The sequence below is a fragment of the Dellaglioa sp. CoH-57-MRSF-22 genome (genome assembly GCF_056781895.1).
Window position 1 is genome coordinate 133,954 of the sequence record NZ_JBXAXT010000003.1, and the last position, 17,876, is coordinate 151,829.

18 protein-coding genes are annotated in these 17,876 nt (G+C 34.3%); 13 read left to right on the plus strand and 5 right to left on the minus strand.

Translation table 11 applies throughout. From position 1 onward, the window contains the following. The 6 genes from AC1RPR_RS04400 to AC1RPR_RS04425 all read left to right on the plus strand — a co-directional run bounded on the left by AC1RPR_RS04400 (position 1) and on the right by AC1RPR_RS04425 (position 5,938). Positions 1 to 1,533: a lipopolysaccharide biosynthesis protein gene (locus AC1RPR_RS04400; protein ID WP_481761533.1), complete on the plus strand. Its 1,533-nt coding sequence runs from the start codon at positions 1 to 3 to the stop codon at positions 1,531 to 1,533. An 87-nt stretch (positions 1,534 to 1,620) separates the two neighbouring features. Continuing rightward, on the plus strand, positions 1,621 to 2,499 hold the full coding sequence (gene rfbA, locus AC1RPR_RS04405) for a glucose-1-phosphate thymidylyltransferase RfbA (RefSeq protein WP_481761532.1): 879 nt from the start codon (positions 1,621 to 1,623) through the stop codon (positions 2,497 to 2,499). Continuing rightward, positions 2,499 to 3,080: a dTDP-4-dehydrorhamnose 3,5-epimerase gene (gene rfbC, locus AC1RPR_RS04410; protein WP_481761531.1), complete on the plus strand. Its 582-nt coding sequence runs from the start codon at positions 2,499 to 2,501 to the stop codon at positions 3,078 to 3,080. Before rfbA ends, rfbC begins: the two co-directional genes overlap by 1 nt. A gap of 19 nt (positions 3,081 to 3,099) precedes the next feature. Beyond that, positions 3,100 to 4,128: a dTDP-glucose 4,6-dehydratase gene (gene rfbB, locus AC1RPR_RS04415; RefSeq protein WP_481761530.1), complete on the plus strand. Its 1,029-nt coding sequence runs from the start codon at positions 3,100 to 3,102 to the stop codon at positions 4,126 to 4,128. Positions 4,129 to 4,175: 47 nt separating this feature from the next. Next, positions 4,176 to 5,021 (plus strand): dTDP-4-dehydrorhamnose reductase, encoded by an 846-nt coding sequence (gene rfbD, locus AC1RPR_RS04420; protein WP_481761529.1) that lies wholly within the window; start codon positions 4,176 to 4,178, stop codon positions 5,019 to 5,021. 104 nt (positions 5,022 to 5,125) lie between these two features. Further along, entirely contained in the window at positions 5,126 to 5,938 is an 813-nt protein-coding gene (locus AC1RPR_RS04425; RefSeq protein ID WP_481761528.1) for a sugar phosphate isomerase/epimerase, read from the plus strand. A 30-nt stretch (positions 5,939 to 5,968) separates the two neighbouring features. On the opposite strand, the gene AC1RPR_RS04430 is transcribed toward AC1RPR_RS04425, so the two are convergent. The 4 genes from AC1RPR_RS04430 to AC1RPR_RS04445 all read right to left on the minus strand — a co-directional run bounded on the left by AC1RPR_RS04430 (position 5,969) and on the right by AC1RPR_RS04445 (position 8,478). Further along, positions 5,969 to 7,261: an APC family permease gene (locus AC1RPR_RS04430; protein ID WP_481761527.1), complete on the minus strand. Its 1,293-nt coding sequence runs from the start codon at positions 7,259 to 7,261 to the stop codon at positions 5,969 to 5,971. A 103-nt stretch (positions 7,262 to 7,364) separates the two neighbouring features. Continuing rightward, the gene (locus tag AC1RPR_RS04435; RefSeq protein ID WP_409022132.1) at positions 7,365 to 7,592 is read right to left on the minus strand and encodes a DUF2922 domain-containing protein; all 228 of its coding nucleotides are present in this window, start codon (positions 7,590 to 7,592) and stop codon (positions 7,365 to 7,367) included. 22 nt (positions 7,593 to 7,614) lie between these two features. Next, positions 7,615 to 7,815 carry a DUF1659 domain-containing protein gene (locus tag AC1RPR_RS04440; protein ID WP_409022133.1) on the minus strand — a complete coding sequence of 67 codons (201 nt, stop codon included), beginning with the start codon at positions 7,813 to 7,815 and terminating at the stop codon, positions 7,615 to 7,617. A 99-nt stretch (positions 7,816 to 7,914) separates the two neighbouring features. After that, positions 7,915 to 8,478, minus strand: a complete 564-nt coding sequence (locus AC1RPR_RS04445; protein ID WP_481761526.1) for a sigma-70 family RNA polymerase sigma factor — start codon at positions 8,476 to 8,478, stop codon at positions 7,915 to 7,917. 258 nt (positions 8,479 to 8,736) lie between these two features. On the opposite strand from AC1RPR_RS04445, the gene AC1RPR_RS04450 reads away from it, so the two are divergent. From AC1RPR_RS04450 to AC1RPR_RS04460, 3 genes are all read left to right on the plus strand, one after another. After that, positions 8,737 to 9,588 carry a competence protein ComK gene (locus AC1RPR_RS04450; RefSeq protein ID WP_481761525.1) on the plus strand — a complete coding sequence of 284 codons (852 nt, stop codon included), beginning with the start codon at positions 8,737 to 8,739 and terminating at the stop codon, positions 9,586 to 9,588. A 90-nt stretch (positions 9,589 to 9,678) separates the two neighbouring features. Continuing rightward, positions 9,679 to 10,779, plus strand: coding sequence for a glucosaminidase domain-containing protein (locus AC1RPR_RS04455; RefSeq protein WP_481761524.1), 1,101 nt, complete (start codon positions 9,679 to 9,681; stop codon positions 10,777 to 10,779). Positions 10,780 to 10,844: 65 nt separating this feature from the next. Then, positions 10,845 to 12,557 carry an N-acetylmuramoyl-L-alanine amidase gene (locus AC1RPR_RS04460; protein ID WP_481761523.1) on the plus strand — a complete coding sequence of 571 codons (1,713 nt, stop codon included), beginning with the start codon at positions 10,845 to 10,847 and terminating at the stop codon, positions 12,555 to 12,557. A gap of 39 nt (positions 12,558 to 12,596) precedes the next feature. Here AC1RPR_RS04460 and rlmD read toward each other — a convergent pair whose 3' ends face one another. After that, on the minus strand, positions 12,597 to 13,994 hold the full coding sequence (gene rlmD / locus AC1RPR_RS04465) for a 23S rRNA (uracil(1939)-C(5))-methyltransferase RlmD (RefSeq protein WP_481761522.1): 1,398 nt from the start codon (positions 13,992 to 13,994) through the stop codon (positions 12,597 to 12,599). 105 nt (positions 13,995 to 14,099) lie between these two features. On the opposite strand from rlmD, the gene recX reads away from it, so the two are divergent. The 4 genes from recX to AC1RPR_RS04485 all read left to right on the plus strand — a co-directional run bounded on the left by recX (position 14,100) and on the right by AC1RPR_RS04485 (position 17,808). Further along, a complete protein-coding gene (gene recX, locus AC1RPR_RS04470) occupies positions 14,100 to 14,909 on the plus strand; it encodes a recombination regulator RecX (RefSeq protein ID WP_481761521.1) in 810 nt (269 codons plus the stop codon). Continuing rightward, on the plus strand, positions 14,906 to 16,027 hold the full coding sequence (mutY, locus tag AC1RPR_RS04475; protein ID WP_481761520.1) for an A/G-specific adenine glycosylase: 1,122 nt from the start codon (positions 14,906 to 14,908) through the stop codon (positions 16,025 to 16,027). The genes recX and mutY overlap by 4 nt, the downstream gene beginning before the upstream one ends. 82 nt (positions 16,028 to 16,109) lie before the next feature. Further along, positions 16,110 to 16,667 carry a nucleoside tri-diphosphate phosphatase gene (gene ntdP, locus AC1RPR_RS04480; RefSeq protein WP_481761519.1) on the plus strand — a complete coding sequence of 186 codons (558 nt, stop codon included), beginning with the start codon at positions 16,110 to 16,112 and terminating at the stop codon, positions 16,665 to 16,667. Positions 16,668 to 16,815: 148 nt separating this feature from the next. Then, positions 16,816 to 17,808 carry a LacI family DNA-binding transcriptional regulator gene (locus AC1RPR_RS04485; protein ID WP_481761518.1) on the plus strand — a complete coding sequence of 331 codons (993 nt, stop codon included), beginning with the start codon at positions 16,816 to 16,818 and terminating at the stop codon, positions 17,806 to 17,808. The last annotated feature ends 68 nt before the right edge of the window (positions 17,809 to 17,876 follow it).

Below are 17,876 nucleotides of genomic sequence, written 5' to 3' on the forward strand. Positions count from 1 at the left end.
ATGAATAATAATTCTCGAACTGGTATAGCAGCTAAAAATACATCAATCGCTGCACTATCGCAAGTAATAATGTTAGTTTTGAAGTTTGCATTGCAGACAGTATTTATTAAAACTCTTGGTGCCGATTACATGGGAATCAATGGGCTATATGCTAATGTGTTGAGTTTTCTATCCTTTGCTGAATTAGGGATTGGTGGGGCGATAACGTACTCACTGTACGATCCTCTTGCTACTAGTAATCATGGTGAAATTGCTGGTGTCATGAATTTATTTAGAAAAGTGTATAATGTGATTGGTATCGTAATTTTGATTATGGGTTTAGCATTTACTCCATTTATAACTATTTTAATGAAGGGCGGTAGTCCTGTACCATTTCCGCGAGTTATGTTTGTACTATTTTTATTAAATACGGTTGTTAGTTACTTTTTTACGTATAAACGTTCCTTATTAATTGCAAATCAAGAAGGATATAAGGATAGTTTAAATAGATTAATTTTTACGATAATGCAGACAGTATTACAAATTATCTTTTTACTTTTATTTAGACAATATGTTTGGTACTTAGTAATCCAAATAATTATAACATTGTTATCTAACTTGAGAATTTCAAAACTTGTTGATAGGGAATTTGAATTTCTTTCCGAAATGAAAACTGTTAAAGTAAATCCTAAAGTCATCAACTATATGAAGAAAAATATATTTGGGACTGTTTCTTCAAAAATTGGTACTATATTAGTTTTTGGAACGGATAATATATTAATATCGGCATTTTTAGGCGTTAGATTAGTAGGAATATATTCTAATTATATGCTGATTGTAAATAGTATTTCCAGTGTGTTGACACAAAGTATCTCTGCTGTCACAGCTGGATTAGGTAATCTAGGAGTAACGGAGGATGAAGATTATCAAGAAGTTGTGTTTTATCGTTATATGTATATAAATGCCGGTATTACATCAGTTATTGCTATAACGTTATACGCAGTTATTGAATCTTTTATTAAATTTTGGATAGGATCAAATTACGTCTTATCGAACTTTACCGTGTTACTTATTGTTATAAATTTTGTACTTGTTCAATTTAGACAGACTGTATTAAATTTTATTGGTGCACGTGGATTATTTTGGCCAATGAGATATAAATCACTACTTGAAGCTGTAGTTAATATGATAGTTTCAATTCTTTTGTTAATGACAACAAATCTCGGCATTAATGGTATATTAATTGGTACAATAGTAAGTAATATTGGAATTAATTTATGGTGGGAACCACTTATCTTATTCAAATATGGATTCAAACGTAGTATGAAAAAATATTATCTTAAATATTTTGGTTATATGGGAATAATTGGAATAGAATTAGGAATAATTTCGTATTTACTAAAAATTATTGTAATTCAAGGGATTTTCAGTATTTTGATAGCATCTGCTGTTGTATTTATTCTAGCAAGTACATTATTCTATTTCTTATTTATTAGATATGACGAAACAAATTATGTTAAAAAATTGGTTTTAAGAAGGATATTAAATAAATAATGATTTTTATTTTTAAAAGCTGTGTTAAGTAGTTATTGTAGCTACCATTTACAAAAATTAATTAGAATATTTTAGGAGGAAAAGTGTATGAAGGGAATAGTTTTAGCCGGAGGTAGTGGGACTCGTTTATATCCATTGACACGTGCATCAAGTAAACAGCTGATGCCGATTTATGATAAACCAATGATCTATTATCCAATATCAACATTAATGTTGGCAGGTATCAAGGATATTCTAATTATTTCTACTCCTGAAGATACGCCACGTTTTCAAGAATTATTGGGCAACGGTTCTGAATTAGGCATTAATTTAGAGTATGCCGTTCAACCTACACCAGATGGATTAGCAGAAGCATTCATTATTGGTGCTGATTTCATTGGTAATGATAGCGTTGCGCTCATCTTAGGTGATAATATTTATTATGGTCCAGGTATGACTAAGATGCTTGAACGGGCTGCAAATCAAACTGAGGGGGCTACCGTATTTGGTTATCAAGTGCGTGATCCCGAGCGTTTTGGTGTTGTTGAATTTGATGAGAGCCATAAAGCAATTTCGATTGTTGAAAAACCGGATCACCCTAAAAGTAATTTTGCAGTAACAGGCTTATACTTTTATGATAATTCAGTTGTTGATATAGCAAAAAATATTAAGCCGTCACCACGTGGCGAACTTGAAATTACGGATGTTAACAAGGTCTATCTTGAAAAAGGAAGACTACATGTTGAAATTATGGGACGTGGATTTGCTTGGCTTGATACAGGGACACATGCAAGTTTACTTGAAGCAGGGCAGTTTATTGAAACTGTTCAAAGAATGCAAAATATGCAAGTAGCTAATTTAGAGGAAATCGCCTATCGAATGGGTTATATTTCACGCGAACAATTAATTGATCTAGCACAACCACTCAAAAAAAATGATTATGGACAGTACATGTTACGTATCGCAGAAGAAGAGGATAAAAAGTAATGGGTAAATTAAAAGTATCAACAACAAAGTTACAAGATGTTAAGATTATTGAACCAGCAGTATTTGGTGATAATCGCGGCTTTTTTACGGAGTCATATTCAGACAAAGATTTCAAAGAAGCTGGAATAGATATTGATTTTATCCAAGATAATCATTCATTATCAACACAAGCTGGCGTTTTAAGAGGACTTCATTTTCAACGTGGAGAAGCTGCACAAACTAAATTAATTCGGGTCGTGACAGGGGCAGTACTAGATGTTATTGTCGATGTTCGAAAAGGTTCACCTACTTATAAACAGTGGGAAGGATATATTCTTTCTGCAAGTAACCATCGCCAATTATTAGTTCCTAAAGGGTATGCCCATGGATTTGTAACATTAACAGATGATGTTAATTTCCTTTATAAATGTGATGGTTACTACAATGCAGCAGCAGATGGTGGGATTTCATTTAAAACTCCTGAACTAAATATTGATTGGCCTATTGATTTTGACCAAGCAATTACATCTGAAAAAGATGCTGCACAACCAACGTTTACAGAGTTTGAAAAAGACAATCCGTTTGTGTATGGAGAAATCTAAATAGGAGAGGTGTTTTTAAATGAAAAATATTATTGTAACAGGTGGGGCCGGATTTATTGGTTCTAATTTTGTCCATTATGTGGTTAATAACCACCCAGATGTTCACATTACCGTGTTAGATAAATTAACTTATGCAGGAAATAAAGAAAATTTAGCTGGACTACCTGCTGATCGTGTTGAGCTAGTAGTGGGAGATATTACTGACGCTAAACTAGTTGATGAACTTGTTAGCAAAACAGATGCGGTAGTACATTACGCTGCAGAAAGTCACAATGATAATTCTTTAAAAGATCCATCACCTTTTATTCAAACTAATATTATCGGAACATATACATTGCTAGAAGCTTGTCGTAAATACAATGTCCGCTACCATCATGTTTCAACTGATGAAGTGTATGGAGACTTACCATTACGCGAAGATTTACCCGGTCATGGGGAAGGTGAAGGTGAAAAATTCACACCTGAAACACGTTATAATCCAAGCAGTCCATATTCATCAACAAAGGCTGGATCAGATTTATTAGTTCGTGCATGGGTGCGTTCATTCAATTTACAGGCAACAATTTCAAATTGTTCCAATAATTATGGACCATACCAACATATTGAGAAGTTTATTCCAAGACAGATTACTAATGTTTTGAGTGGAATCCGGCCTAAGTTATATGGTTCTGGTAAAAATGTTCGCGATTGGATTCATACTAATGATCATTCAAGTGCTGTCTGGGCTATTTTAAATAAGGGTCGTATTGGTGAAACTTATTTGATTGGTGCGGATGGTGAACAAGATAATAAGGCTGTTTTGGAGTTGATTTTAGAATTAATGGGTCAACCTAAAGATGCTTATGATGTCGTTAAAGATCGCCCAGGACACGATTTACGATATGCTATTGATTCATCAAAATTACGTGAAGAGCTTGGTTGGAATCCTGAATTTACTGATTTTAAATCAGGATTACAAGATACGATTGATTGGTACCGAAATAATGAAAATTGGTGGAAAGCTGAGAAAGATGCAGTTGAAGCAAATTATGCAAAAAATGGACAATAATAACTAAGAATGGACTTAAGTCCATTCTTTTTTTGAAGGAGCTAATTATGAAAATATTAATTACGGGTGTAAATGGTCAATTAGGAACAGAATTAAGTCATTTATTAGATGAAAAAAAGATTGTATATACAGGAACTGGTTCTAAAGATTTAGATATTACTGACTCAAAAGCAGTTAATAATTATTTTTTAGATAATCGCCCAGAAATTGTCTACCACTGTGCAGCTTATACAGCTGTTGATAATGCTGAAGAAGAACCTGGTAAAGCTATTAATGAACAAGTTAATGTTATAGGTACTCAGAATATTGCCACAGCAGCAGAATCTGTGGGTGCTACGTTAGTTTACATTAGTACTGATTATGTATTTGATGGGACTAATGATCAAATGTATACAGAAAAAACACCCACTGCGCCTAAAAATGAATATGGTCGGACGAAGTTAGCTGGAGAAGAAGCCGTTGCTAAAATAATGAGTAAGTATTATATTATCCGTACATCATGGGTTTTTGGCGAATATGGAAAGAACTTCGTCTATACGATGCTAAACTTAGCTAAAACTCATGATCATCTGACTGTTGTTAGTGATCAGGTTGGACGGCCAACTTGGACTAGAACGCTGGCTGATTTTATGTTATATGCAGTTCAAAAAAATATTCCTTATGGGTTATATCAGCTTTCTAATGATAATTCATGTACTTGGTATGAATTTGCTAGTGAGATTTTAAAGGATGAAGTAGTTGAAATAAGTCCAGTAACGTCTGAAGAATATCCACAAAAGGCATACCGACCTAGACATTCAGTTATGGATTTGAGTAAAGTTAAAGCAACGGGATTTGAAGTACCAAGTTGGCAAGATGCTTTACATGAATTTATGGCTAAAATTGAAGTATAGAAAAGGGGAGTTTTCTAGTGATTTGAGAAATTGAATCATTAGAAGTCACTCCTTTTTATTTTCACCCAATTTAATGCTAACATAGTACCAAGGAGATGATTCAAATGACAATACCATTAGGATTAAAGGCGGGAACTGACCCAATTCAACTCCATGATCGGTTACAACATAATCCAGATATTTTTGAATTCTATCTAAATGAATTTGATGTTTCTGGAGATGGATTAAAACGATTATCAGATGAGATTGATGAGGTGAAGGCAACTACGAAGAAGATTGTCATGCATCATCCAATGAAGGTTGGTGAACAATCTGTTGAATTAGCCGTTTCCGAAACAGCTGATCCTAGGTTATATCGTTTTGTTAGAGAAAGTACTGAGACATTGATTCAGCTCGCAAAAGATAAATCAATTCAAACCCTCATTCATGGTTCATATAATCGACAAACGCCAACAATTATTGCTGAATATCCTAATTTTGAGGTTGCGGAATCAGCGTTATTTAATCGGATGGATTATTATCAAAAATATGGACAAAATAACGTCATGTTTGAGAATTCGATTTCTGATTTATTTTATTATGGGTCTGAAGAGATGGATCAGTTTATTCTACAAAAAGGGTATCGCTTAGCATTTGATACATCGCATGCCTTTATTAAACAAGCAGGTAGTAATACTGACTTACAAGCGAGTTTGAAACGGTTAATGCCAAATATCGTCCATTATCACTTAGTCGATTCAATGGGTAAATTTCATGATAGTTTAACTTTAGGAAAAGGCAAGATTGATTGGAAGTTAGCATATCCTTTGCTTAATCCAAATGCAACGACTATTTACGAAATTGATTTAGAAAATCAAAATGATTGTCGCGAAATGTTGGAAAGTCATGAATATCTACAAAATTTAATAGAAAAATAACCATTGGTTTTGAACTTTCAAAATCAATGGTTATTTTTTTCGGTTATCAAACCAGTAGAGTAAACACCCTAGTACTAACACGATAACGCCGAATAAGATGATTTTCCAATTAAAACTTAACAGTAAGTAAAGTGAGATAATTAATGCAAGGCTTGGAATAATTGGACCACCTGGTAATTTGAAACCTTTTGGTAAATTTGGATCATTATTGAATTTAAATGTTGCTAGAATTGTTGGTACATATTGGACAAACGATGCAAAGACAATGCATGATACTAAGAATAAATAACTACCGCTAAGTAGCAGGAGGATGCTTGTGATAGATGTCACAATGATTGCGATAACCGGTGTATTGTGTTTACTTTGCTTACCGATTATTTTTGGTAAAAGCTGATGTTCATTTGCTAGCGATGCAGCCACAATAGGTGTATTGAATGATACTGAGATGGCAACCCCAAGAATAGAGATCAACATCCCAATGATAATGATCATATAACCCCACTGACCAAAGATACTTTTGAATGCCGCAGCAATTGGTAATGAGTACGATCCTAAGTTAGGGCCAAGGATACCCACGGCAACCGTTTGAAGTAAAACATATAATAAAGTCACCGTTGCAATAACGCTTAATAGTGCTTTCGGAATATTCTTTTCCGGATTATCCATTTTAGCAGCAGCAATCGGTAAAAATGAAAAGCCAGTATACATATAAAAAATGACACCAAATGCTGTATTAAATTTCGTAAATAACTGAGTGTTACTGTGAATATCAGTCGGAATCATGGGCGTAAAATGAGCATCCTTAATGAAGAAAGCACCGACAATAATAAAGAGTAACATGATAAATACTTTAGCTGCAGAAGACAGATTGTCTGCGAAATCTAGAATAGCTGTTCCAAAATAATTAATGATGCCTAGAATAATGACTAAGGCAATTGCTGAAACATCATAAATAAGCGTTTGTTGTAATGCTGGAAAAAGTATTTTTAAGACAGTTAGTAACGCAGCAATTTCGGCTGACAAAGTCACTACGCCTAATATCCAAGTAAATATACCAACTTGAAAACCAGTAAATTTACCGAATGCATTATAGGCATATAACCAAGCCGCACCATCTTCCGAAAATTTACTTGCTAGTGTTGCGTAACAGAGCACAATCATGGTGACTGCTAATGCTGCAGCGATAATTGTAAAGATACTGAGTGGTCCAATATCATTATAAATTTTACCAGATAATAAGAAAATCCCCGATCCAATAATACCGTTAATTCCTAACAAGAAAACCGTGAAAAACGTCATTTTTTTATCTTCTATTTTATTCATTACAATCCCCCTAAATTTTAGAATAGCCAATATGATGTTAAAAGGCAATTGATAGGTGCTATGAGGGTACAAAAAAAGCCAACAATTAAGTTGGCTTTTACGGTTAAACTAAATCGTTTGTGTAGATTGGTGTTTCAATGGTTTCAACAAATTGTGCTGAGATAGGGGTTACGAACATTTTTTCGTTATCACGATGGAATAAATCAGAACCTGTAATGTCATCCATGGCTTTCTTAACGGTTGCTGGATCTAAATCTGTATTAACGTAACGTAATTTCATATGGCGCGTTTTACCCGCTTCATTTTTAAATGCTAAATCTAATTGTTTCATATAATTTCCTCCTTAGGTTTGATTAAGCTAAAAGACTTGATTCTGTGCGGATGGTCATTTTAACGGTGTTATCACCAGTTAATGAAGCAACTGTAGCGCCGAGTTGTGCAATAGCTTCGTTAGAGGCATTTTCAGTAATGTTAGCGAATGAACGTTTACGTTCAGAGCCGTCAGAACTTAATCCCTCAACGATAACGTTTGTTTTTACCCAAGTTTTACTCATATATGTTCTCCTTTGTGTGTCTATATTTGATAAGTGCCGCGACGCCTTACATAGATAATAAAGAATCGGTTAACCATTTTGTAAAGCAAATACTGATATTTATTCTTGATTCATTTGAGCAATGACTAAAAGTACTTTCCGACCGACGCTATTACGCCAGTTATAGGCTGTTTGACGGCTAACATGATGACTGGCAGCAATTTCTGTGACTGTTTTGTGTCTAATATAACAATCGACTAGATAATGTTGTTCGGCGTTTGAACAGAGGTCATAGAGTGATTTAAAAAGGTGTTCTGTAAATAATTTTTCAGCGATAGTATCTTGTGTTTGGAGGGTTAAATCAATGATGGAATCAGTTGGATTAGTTGAATCATCCTTATTAGGTTCTAAATGCGTTTGTTGATTAGATTGTCGATTAATTAAATCAAGAAGTCGCCAGTAGACACGTTGATAGGCGTAAACCATGAAAGTTTGTTCATTATCTTCAATAGTTTTAGGGTATTGGTCATATGCAGCGCTGAATGCTAATCGTGCTTCTTGTACGAAATCGTCATATGAAGCATGCGATTGATTAATCGACATTCTTTTTAGAACACCAAAGATAAGTTTTTCACGGTCATTTTTCAGTAGAAAAGCTAGACCTGGGTTTATTTGATTTGACATATTAGTAGAGTTGCCTCGTTTCTTTTAAGATCCCTTGGCCAAGGTTCTTAATTAGAATACGAGGTTATTCAATTTTAAAATAGACGACGAAATGAGCGTATTTATGGGTTTTTGATGAGCATTTAAGAATTAAAGGTAGACTATTAATTTTCTTAAGATAAACTTAACAATTAGACTTAAGTTCACACAAGATTAGTTACAATTAAATCTGTAACATAGGATAAGTTGTTAAATGAAAGTAAGAAAAGGAGTAGGCTATTGAACTTGGAGAATGAATTAGAACGGGATTTTAAAGAAATTATAGATTATCCAGAAACACGCTTATTGACTGTTGGGTCTCAATATTGGCGAAACTTGTTGGAGAATCATCCAATAATAGACGTTACGGATGATCATTTTTTTACAGAACATGGAATTGTAACGGATAACTATCAAGTGAACATGGAGACAACTTTGTATATTCACCATATAACACACAGACGGGATGATTTACGATCCATTATTTTTGATAAGCATAAAGATATTTTATTATGTAAATACACAACAACAAATTTTGTGAATCGCTTGATTAATGAAAAAATTCTAACTTTTGTCGCAATGCGTGCGATTGTGTCATTAGTTGAAAAGAAACAAGCTCTACCTTACACATGTGGTATGTATCAGTTATTTCCAGATAGTGGGCCATCAAAACGGGATGCCTCATGGACGGCAGGACACCATCTTGCTAATATTTCCGATGTAGAAAATGGAACTGATTTATTTTTCAACAATGGATTAAGAATTAGAGTTCAAAGTAAGTATTCGCAATTTCTAAAGCAATTAAATTTAGCGCATCTTTTTACAGATATTCAAGTTTCTTTGGCCAGTAAAATAGCTGCAGAACTTGGTTTTGAAAATCCAACACCCCAATTTAGATATCATGATGCTATCTTATCTTTAGTTCAGAACAGACGTGATACCTATGTGGATAAAATAGATTTCATTAAGGAAGTTAAGCATTTATTAGCCATCTACACGTTGAAAGGGTATTCTGATGAATCACCTGACGACTCAATTATCAAAAAAACGTGTAGTTGGGCGCATACTAATAGAGGCATTATGCGTTACTAATTGTAATCATAATGTAACGGAAAAAGGCGTTATTAGACATGCAAATTTGATATAATTAAAGCTGATAATTTCGGAAAAATAGGGGGAAATATGAAAAATAAAAAGTTGTTAACAAAATTAGTTACGGTAACATTTGTTGCTATTACGGGATTTAGCTCAATAAACTTACCAATTGGGAATCAAAGTAAAAATGAATCAACAGTTACGGCAGCCACGACTGCCCAAACAAAGGCTCTCATTGAAAAGAATGGACCAACGATTCAAGCAGTGTCAAAAGATAAAAACTTGTATCCATCAGTGATGCTATCACAGATGATTCTTGAATCTTCTTGGGGTCAAAGTACGTTGGCAAAAAAGGCTAATAATTTTTTTGGTATGAAGGGTGCCTATAAGGGACAATCATATTCAGTTAAATCATTGGAATATAATAGCAAAGGGAAAGCTTATTATGCGGTGTCTAAATTTAAAAAATACCCAAATGCTAAAGCATCTATTCAAGATTATGCCAACCATTTACGTAACGGTGTAAGTTGGGATGCTAAGTATTACTCAGGTACATGGCGTGAAAAAGCTAGTACTTATCAAAAAGCAACAGCATCATTGAGTTTAAAATACTCGACAAGTAGTGCCTACGGTAAAAAATTAAATAACTTAATTTCTAGATATAATTTAGCTAGTTTAGATAATACCGTTAAAGTCGCTTATAATGGCGCAGCCGGTTCTGAAACAGTCAAAGTAGCTAATACTGGTTACCGTCTTTACAATCATGTTAAAGGAACAGCAGGTAGTCGTGATAAAGGTGCGGCTGCTAAGTTGACAGGTAAGACAGTCTATGCGGACATGCGTGGCGTAAAAGAAGGTAGCACAACTTGGTATCGAGTAAGAGTTAAAGGCACATCAACGAAGTATTGGATCTATAAACAAGCATTAAAATTAAGAAAAACAAGTTATTCTACAGTAAAAAATACAGGAAATTTTAATAATAAATCATATCAGTTACATAATCATGTTTATAATTCAGATTATTTATCTAAAAAGACAGGTCAATCAAAAACACATAATAATAGAACTTATACAATTAATAAAAAAGCGATTATTACTGATTACAATGGGTCTAAATCAACGATGTACCGAGTCAAAATTGGATCTACTAATCATTGGGTCTATAAGGGAGCCATTAATAAACATTAATTTATTAGGTTGTTGAACTAATATTGCTAAGGGATAGCAATAAAAAAATAGGAGAGTTATTGAAAATGCAGAAAAAAATAGTAATGGGTTTTGCCATTGTTTTGGGGATTGTAGCGGCTGGATTAATGAATCAATCAGTTTCGGCTTCATCAAAGGTAAATAATTATATACATTCTCAACATATTGCACCAAATGAGATTACAAGTGCTATCTGGGGTGGTTTTCCAACCGATGATATGACTTATCGTCAAGGTAAACCAGAAGGTGTTGTTGTTCATGAAACAGCTAACCCATCATCTACCATATATGGTGAAATGGCTTTTATGAAAGCCAATTATGGTAATGCATTTGTGCACAGTTTTGTTGACGATCATAATATTATTAATATTGCAAAAACGAACGTCATGTCATGGGGCTCTGGTCCTAAAGGTAACCAACGTTTCGTGCAATTTGAAGAAACGCGTGTTCATAGCAAGTCGGCATTTGCACGAGAAGTTAATAATGCCGCCTACTATACTGCCTATATTTTACAACAATATGGGTTGAAACCAAGTTTAGCAACTGCTAGCAATCATGGAGCGGGCGCAACAGTTTGGGCACATGCAGATGTCAGTAAGTATTTAGGTGCAACTGATCATGGTGATCCAGTTGGTTACTATAGCGAATCTGGTAATAAATGGTTTAATGAGTCATATTCAATGTCAGACTTGTATGATTTAATCAAAGAATACTACACACAATTAGGTGTGAAGGTCGCATATCACAGTGCAGCTGGATCAGAAACTGTTCAGATGAATAATACAAGTTACCGTCTTTATAACCATGTTAAAGGGACGGTCGGCGCAGTCGATAAAGGTTCAAGCAGCAAGTTAAGCGGTAAAACATTGTATGCAGATATGCGTGGTGTTAAAAATGGTAGCACTACTTGGTATCGCGTCCGTGTTAAAGGGACATCCACAAAATATTGGATCTATAGTGACGCCTTAAAATTAAGAAAAGTAAGTTACTCACCAATGAATGTTTCAGCTAAATTTAATGGTAAGTCATATCAGTTACATGATCATGTATACAATTCAGATTATCTATCTAAAAAGACAGGTGATTCAGCCAATTATAAAAATAGAACATATACAATTAATCAAAAAGCCGTTATAACTGATTATAATGGTGCTAAATCAACGATGTATCGTATTAAAATTGGTTCAGATGATCATTGGGTTTACACAGGAGCAGTCAATAAGGATGCACTAGTTAATTTAGAAATGCATAGTGCATCTGGTTCAGAAACTGCAAAAGTTAATAGTAATAAATATATGCTTTATAACTCAGTTAAGAACTCTACTGATAATACGGTTAACTATGGTTCTTCAACACAATTAACTGGGCAAACAGTGAAATTATTAGCTCGAGCAGAAAATAGAAGCCAAGGAACAACTTGGTATCAAATTAAATCAGGATTAAATAAATATTGGGTTTATTCAAAGGCCTTAACATTTAATCAATCAATTACTTATAAGTCACTTAAACAGACTGGAACCGTAAGTACGACAAGCACTTACTACTTGCATAATCATGTTTATAATTCAGCATATTTATCAGTAACAACAGGAAGAGCAAGTGATGCTACAATTAGAGGTAAAGCAGTTAATGTAGATTGCATGGCTACAATTAAAGAAAATGGTAAAGAAGATTCATATATGTACCGTTTTACAGTTATTGAAACAGGAAAGACCTATTGGGCTTATGGTAGCGTCTTAGTTGGTCGAACGAATAGTTAAAGCAAAAAAAGAAGCCATTTTATGGCTTCTTTTTTTGCTTTATTTTCCTGAAGAACGACGTGATAATTTAACGACGGCTTCAACTTTTGATGTTTGTGGGAACATATCAACGGGTTGAATATAATCAACGCGGTATGATTTTGTTAACAATTCTAAATCTTTTGCGAGTGTCGATGGATTACATGATACATAAACAAATTTTTTAGGACGACTCTTATTGATGGCTTCAATTAATTGATCATCTAAACCAGTACGTGGTGGATCAACAACTAGGGCATCAGGTACGAAACCTTCTTCCAACCATTTAGGTAAGATATCTTCAGCTTTACCAACTTCATATGTGGTATTTTCTTGATGTGATAGAACAGCATTTTCTCGTGCATCTTCAATCGCTTCAGGTGTTGTATCCATACCGCGAACTTCTTTAGCACCATGGGCAACATAAAGGCCAACGGTACCAACACCACAGTAAGCATCAACTAATGATTCATTTTTATCTAAGTTAAGAGCTTTATTGATTTCATCGTATAAAACGCCAGTTTGAACTGGGTTTAATTGGAAGAAAGCACGTGCTGATAATTTGAATTTCATTTTACCAAGACGTTCCATGATGAAGTCTTGGCCAGCGATATTAATGGTTTCGTCACCCCAAATAAGTGATGTTTCACCTTTGTTGATATTTTGCATGACAGAAGTAACCATAGGTAATTCTTCTAAGATATGCATAACTAGTTCACGTTTCTTAGGTAATTTTGCCGAGTTTGTGATGAAGGTTAATTGAACCTCACCGGTATCAAAAGATTCACGAACAACAAGCGTTTTGATAATACCTGATTTAGCTTCTTCATTGTAAATAGGAATTCCGAGTTCCTCTAATAACGCAACAACGTGACGAATAACAAGCATTGTTGTAGGACGTTGCGTACTGAATTCTTTTAAGTCTACTAAATCATGACTCTTTGGTTTGTAAAGTCCAGCGATGACGTGACCATCTTTTTCGCGAACTTGGAATTGCGCTTTATTACGGTATTCATATGGATTTTGCATACCGATAGTTTCTTTTAAATCATAGTGTTCATAACCACGCGGTTTATATCTTTCTAAAGATTGTACGATAACATCTTTTTTGAAAGCTAATTGGCCTTTGTAGTTTAAATGTTCTAATTCAATTCCGCCGACTTCACTGTATGTTGCGTCTTTTGGTTCAACGCGAACAGGACTTTGTTTACGAATTTTATGAATTTTAGCGTTGATATAAGAATCTGCAACACTAGTGACTTCTGCTACAACGACTTCGTCTGGAAGAGCACCAGGTACGAATGTAATCTTACGTTTGTAATAGCCGATGCCTTCACCATTAATACCTAAGCGTTTAATAGTTAAAGGAAAACGTGAACCGGCTTCAATTTCTGATCCAAATTCTTGATTGTCTGACATATTTTTATAAACTCCTTATTGCTTTTTTCTTATTATAACACAGGAATATTGGCATTTTGGCAGTTCAAAGATATAATAACAAGATAAGCATTTAAAGGAGTCTATATGACAAAAAAAATCACAAAAATAACCACACAAAAACGTGCTGGACGATATAATGTCTTTCTGGATGAAAAATATGCTTTTCCAATTGGGGAAGAAGTTCTTATTTCATTTCATCTTGCTAAAGGGATGGAATTAGATGAGGCATTAATTAAACAAATTGCTGATGCAGATGATCGTTCAAAAGCGTATTCAAAAGCGTTAAACTATTTATCAACGCAAATGCGAACCGTAAAAGAGATTAAGGATTATTTGAAGAAACATGAAATTACGGAAGACGCGATTGAAGAAACAATCGAAAAGTTATATGAATTTAGATTAGTAAATGATCTTGAATATGCTAAAAGTTACGTTAGAACAATGATGCACACGTCGGATAAAGGACCAACAGTCATTCGCCAAAAGTTACGATTAAAAGGTGTTGCAGCTGAAAGTATTGATGAAGCCTTAGAAGAATTTCCAGTTGATGACCAATTAGAAAATGGAATTAAAGTCGCCGAAAAATTAGTTAAGCATTACCACGATCAATCGTTTAGTAATTTAAAGAACAAGGTTCGTCAGGCATTAATGACTAAAGGCTTTAAGTCTGATGACATTTCACAAATAATGGATGCCTTAGAACTTGAAATTGATCCCGAAGCCGAATGGGATGCACTTGTTAAACAAGGGGATAAAGTCTGGAAACGGCAACGTCGCTTGGAAGGTAGTCAGCGCGCCATGAAAGTTAAACAGGGGCTATTTCAAAAAGGGTTTCAGTTTGATGATATTAATGAATATATTGAGCTGAAAGAACAAGATGAGGCGCTTGAATGATAATGTGGGATGACGCAAAAATCACAGCTTTTCAAGAGGCATTGTTAACTTGGTATGATAGTGAAAAAAGGGATCTTCCTTGGCGCAGAGACCATGAACCCTACCATATTTGGGTATCAGAAATTATGCTCCAACAAACACAAGTAAATACGGTTATTCCGTACTATGAACGATTTATGGAATGGTTTCCGAGTGTTGAAAATTTTGCTAATGCGCCAGAAGAACGTATTTTAAAAGCATGGGAAGGACTCGGTTACTATTCAAGAGTTCGAAACATGCAAAAAGCAGCAAAACAAGTTGTTCAAGATTATTCTGGGCAATGGCCGCAAACAGCTAAGGAACTGCAAAATTTAGTTGGAATTGGGCCATATACTGCCGGAGCAATCGCAAGTATTGCTTTTAACGAAGTTGTTCCTGCCGTTGATGGTAATGCTTTTCGTGTATTTTCACGCTTATTTGAGATAGAAGATGATATTGCGAAACCACAGACCCGACTTATTTTTGAAAAAGTCATTCAACAAATTATTTCTAAAGAAAGACCTGGAGACTTTAACCAAGCTGTCATGGATTTGGGTTCAAGTTACATGAGTGCTAAGAATCCAGATTCTGAACATTCTCCAGTTAAGTCGTTTAATCAAGCTTATTTAGATGGTAAAGAACTTGATTATCCAGTGAAATCAAAGAAGCCGCGACCAGTTGAAATGCCCTATATTGCTTTGATAATTGAAACAAAAAAAGGGTATTTATTTGAGAAACGTTCTAGTAAAGGGATGCTCGCAAATTTATTAGCGTTTCCTTTAATTAAGCTGGAAGAACTGGAAGACAAACCAGGAGACGTGTTATTAACGGATGATTTAGTTATAAAATTAGGCCAATGGAGCCAAGATAATTTGAACCATAAGTTGATTTTTTCAGCATTAGAAGGTTCCGTCGTAAAACATACCTTTACCCATCAAAAATGGTTAATTGAATTATTTACCGTGAAAAGTAAATCGTTTGACTTAAGTTATTTTCCTGGCGAATTCATACTTGAAAAAGATTTTGACCAGATTGCAGTTCCTAAAGTACAACAAAAAATTTGGGACAAATATATCAGCCTTTCTTCAAATAAATTTTAGTAAAATAGTTCTTTTTTTGGTATAATATTCATGCAATCGATGTAAAATGCACTACGTGTTTAGAAAGTGGGTTTTGGTAGAGATGAGTAATCAGTCAAAGGAGCCTAAAGAGGGCGACTTCATTACCATAAAGAGTTATAAACACGACGGTAGTTTGCATCGAACATGGCGTGATACGATGGTGTTGAAAACAAGTGAGAATATGATTATTGGGTGTAATGATCATACATTGGTGACCGAAGCAGATGGCCGGCGATGGGTGACCAGAGAACCAGCAATTATCTTTTTTCATAAACACTATTGGTTTAATATTATAGCCATGATACGTGATAACGGCGTTTCTTATTATTGTAATTTGGCTTCACCAGCCACGTTAGATAAGGAAGCTTTGAAATATATAGATTATGATTTAGATGTCAAAGTTTTCCCAGATGGTGAGAAACGGTTATTGGATGTAGATGAATATGCAGAACACGGGAAAAAATGGGAATATTCTGACGATATCGATAAGATATTGAAGTATAACGTCCGAACACTTGTGGACTGGATAGATAACGGGAAAGGGCCATTTTCTAAAGAATATATAGATATCTGGTACAATCGTTACCTCGAACTAGCGGAACGTGAAAATAATAAATAAAAAGGATAATTCTGAATTTTAAGTAGAATTATCCTTTTTATTTACTATTTTAGTGAGGTATTTTCTAATAAATTGAGCAGTATGGTAATATATAGATAGTTTAGCAACGGAATAAAAGGAAAACTAGACGAAATAATATAATTAATGAATGGATGAAAAAATGGCTACTAAAGCGAATATAAAAGATGTTGCAAGTAAGGCAGATGTTTCAATCGCAACTGTATCACGTTTTTTGAATGGTAAAACAGAGCGTATGTCTAAAGAGACAGCATTGAAAGTCCAAAATGTGATTAAAGAATTAAACTATGTCCCTAATGACGCGGCTAGACAGATGATTACAAAAAAAAGTCGAATGATTGCTACAATTGTTTCAGATGTGGATGATTATTTTGCCACAGAAATGTTTAAAGGTATTAGCTCAATTTTAGATGCACAAGGTTATACAGCGGTTTTATTTGATTCCGATTCTAATAAATATAAAGAACAAGGTATCCTTAAAATTATTGGCGAAAAATCGTTTGATGGACTAATCATGCAACCAATACTTAGAAAAGAAGCCGATTTAAGGGATGCGGTTAGACGAGACATGCCCATTGTTATTGTTGATCGTGAACTTTCTGATTCTAGTTTAGCTAATGTTGTTACAAATAACTTTGATATTAGCCAACAAGTAACAAGATATTATCTAAATCAAGGATTTGATCAAGTCATTATCATTACTGGTGAAGTGACAGGTATTTCAACTCGGGAAGAGCGGTATAACGGAATTAATTCGGTCAGTCCAGACACTAAGGTGATTGAGGTTATAGATGGTGATACAAAATTAAATCAAACATATGCTGAACTGAAAAATAGATTAATACGTGATGATAAAAGAACGCTTGTATTTGCGTTGAAGGAACGTTGGTTGCTTTACTTACTACCTAAAATTATCGCTGATGGATTCATGGTCAATCAACGGGTAGCGGTAACGGGATTTTCAGATACTGAAGTCATAAAAGCGATTAATTCAGGAACTTCGTTGATTAATCAAAATCCTTTTTTACTAGGTGCTAGTGCAGCAGAATTATTGTTGAATGAATTAAATGGTGAAACAAATACGAAAAATAAAAAAATAATTATACCTGCTGAATTTAAGTAGATACTAATATGGAAAAGACTTGCTCAAGGGTAAGTCTTTTTTTATTGTCCTTAAAATGTAATTTAAAG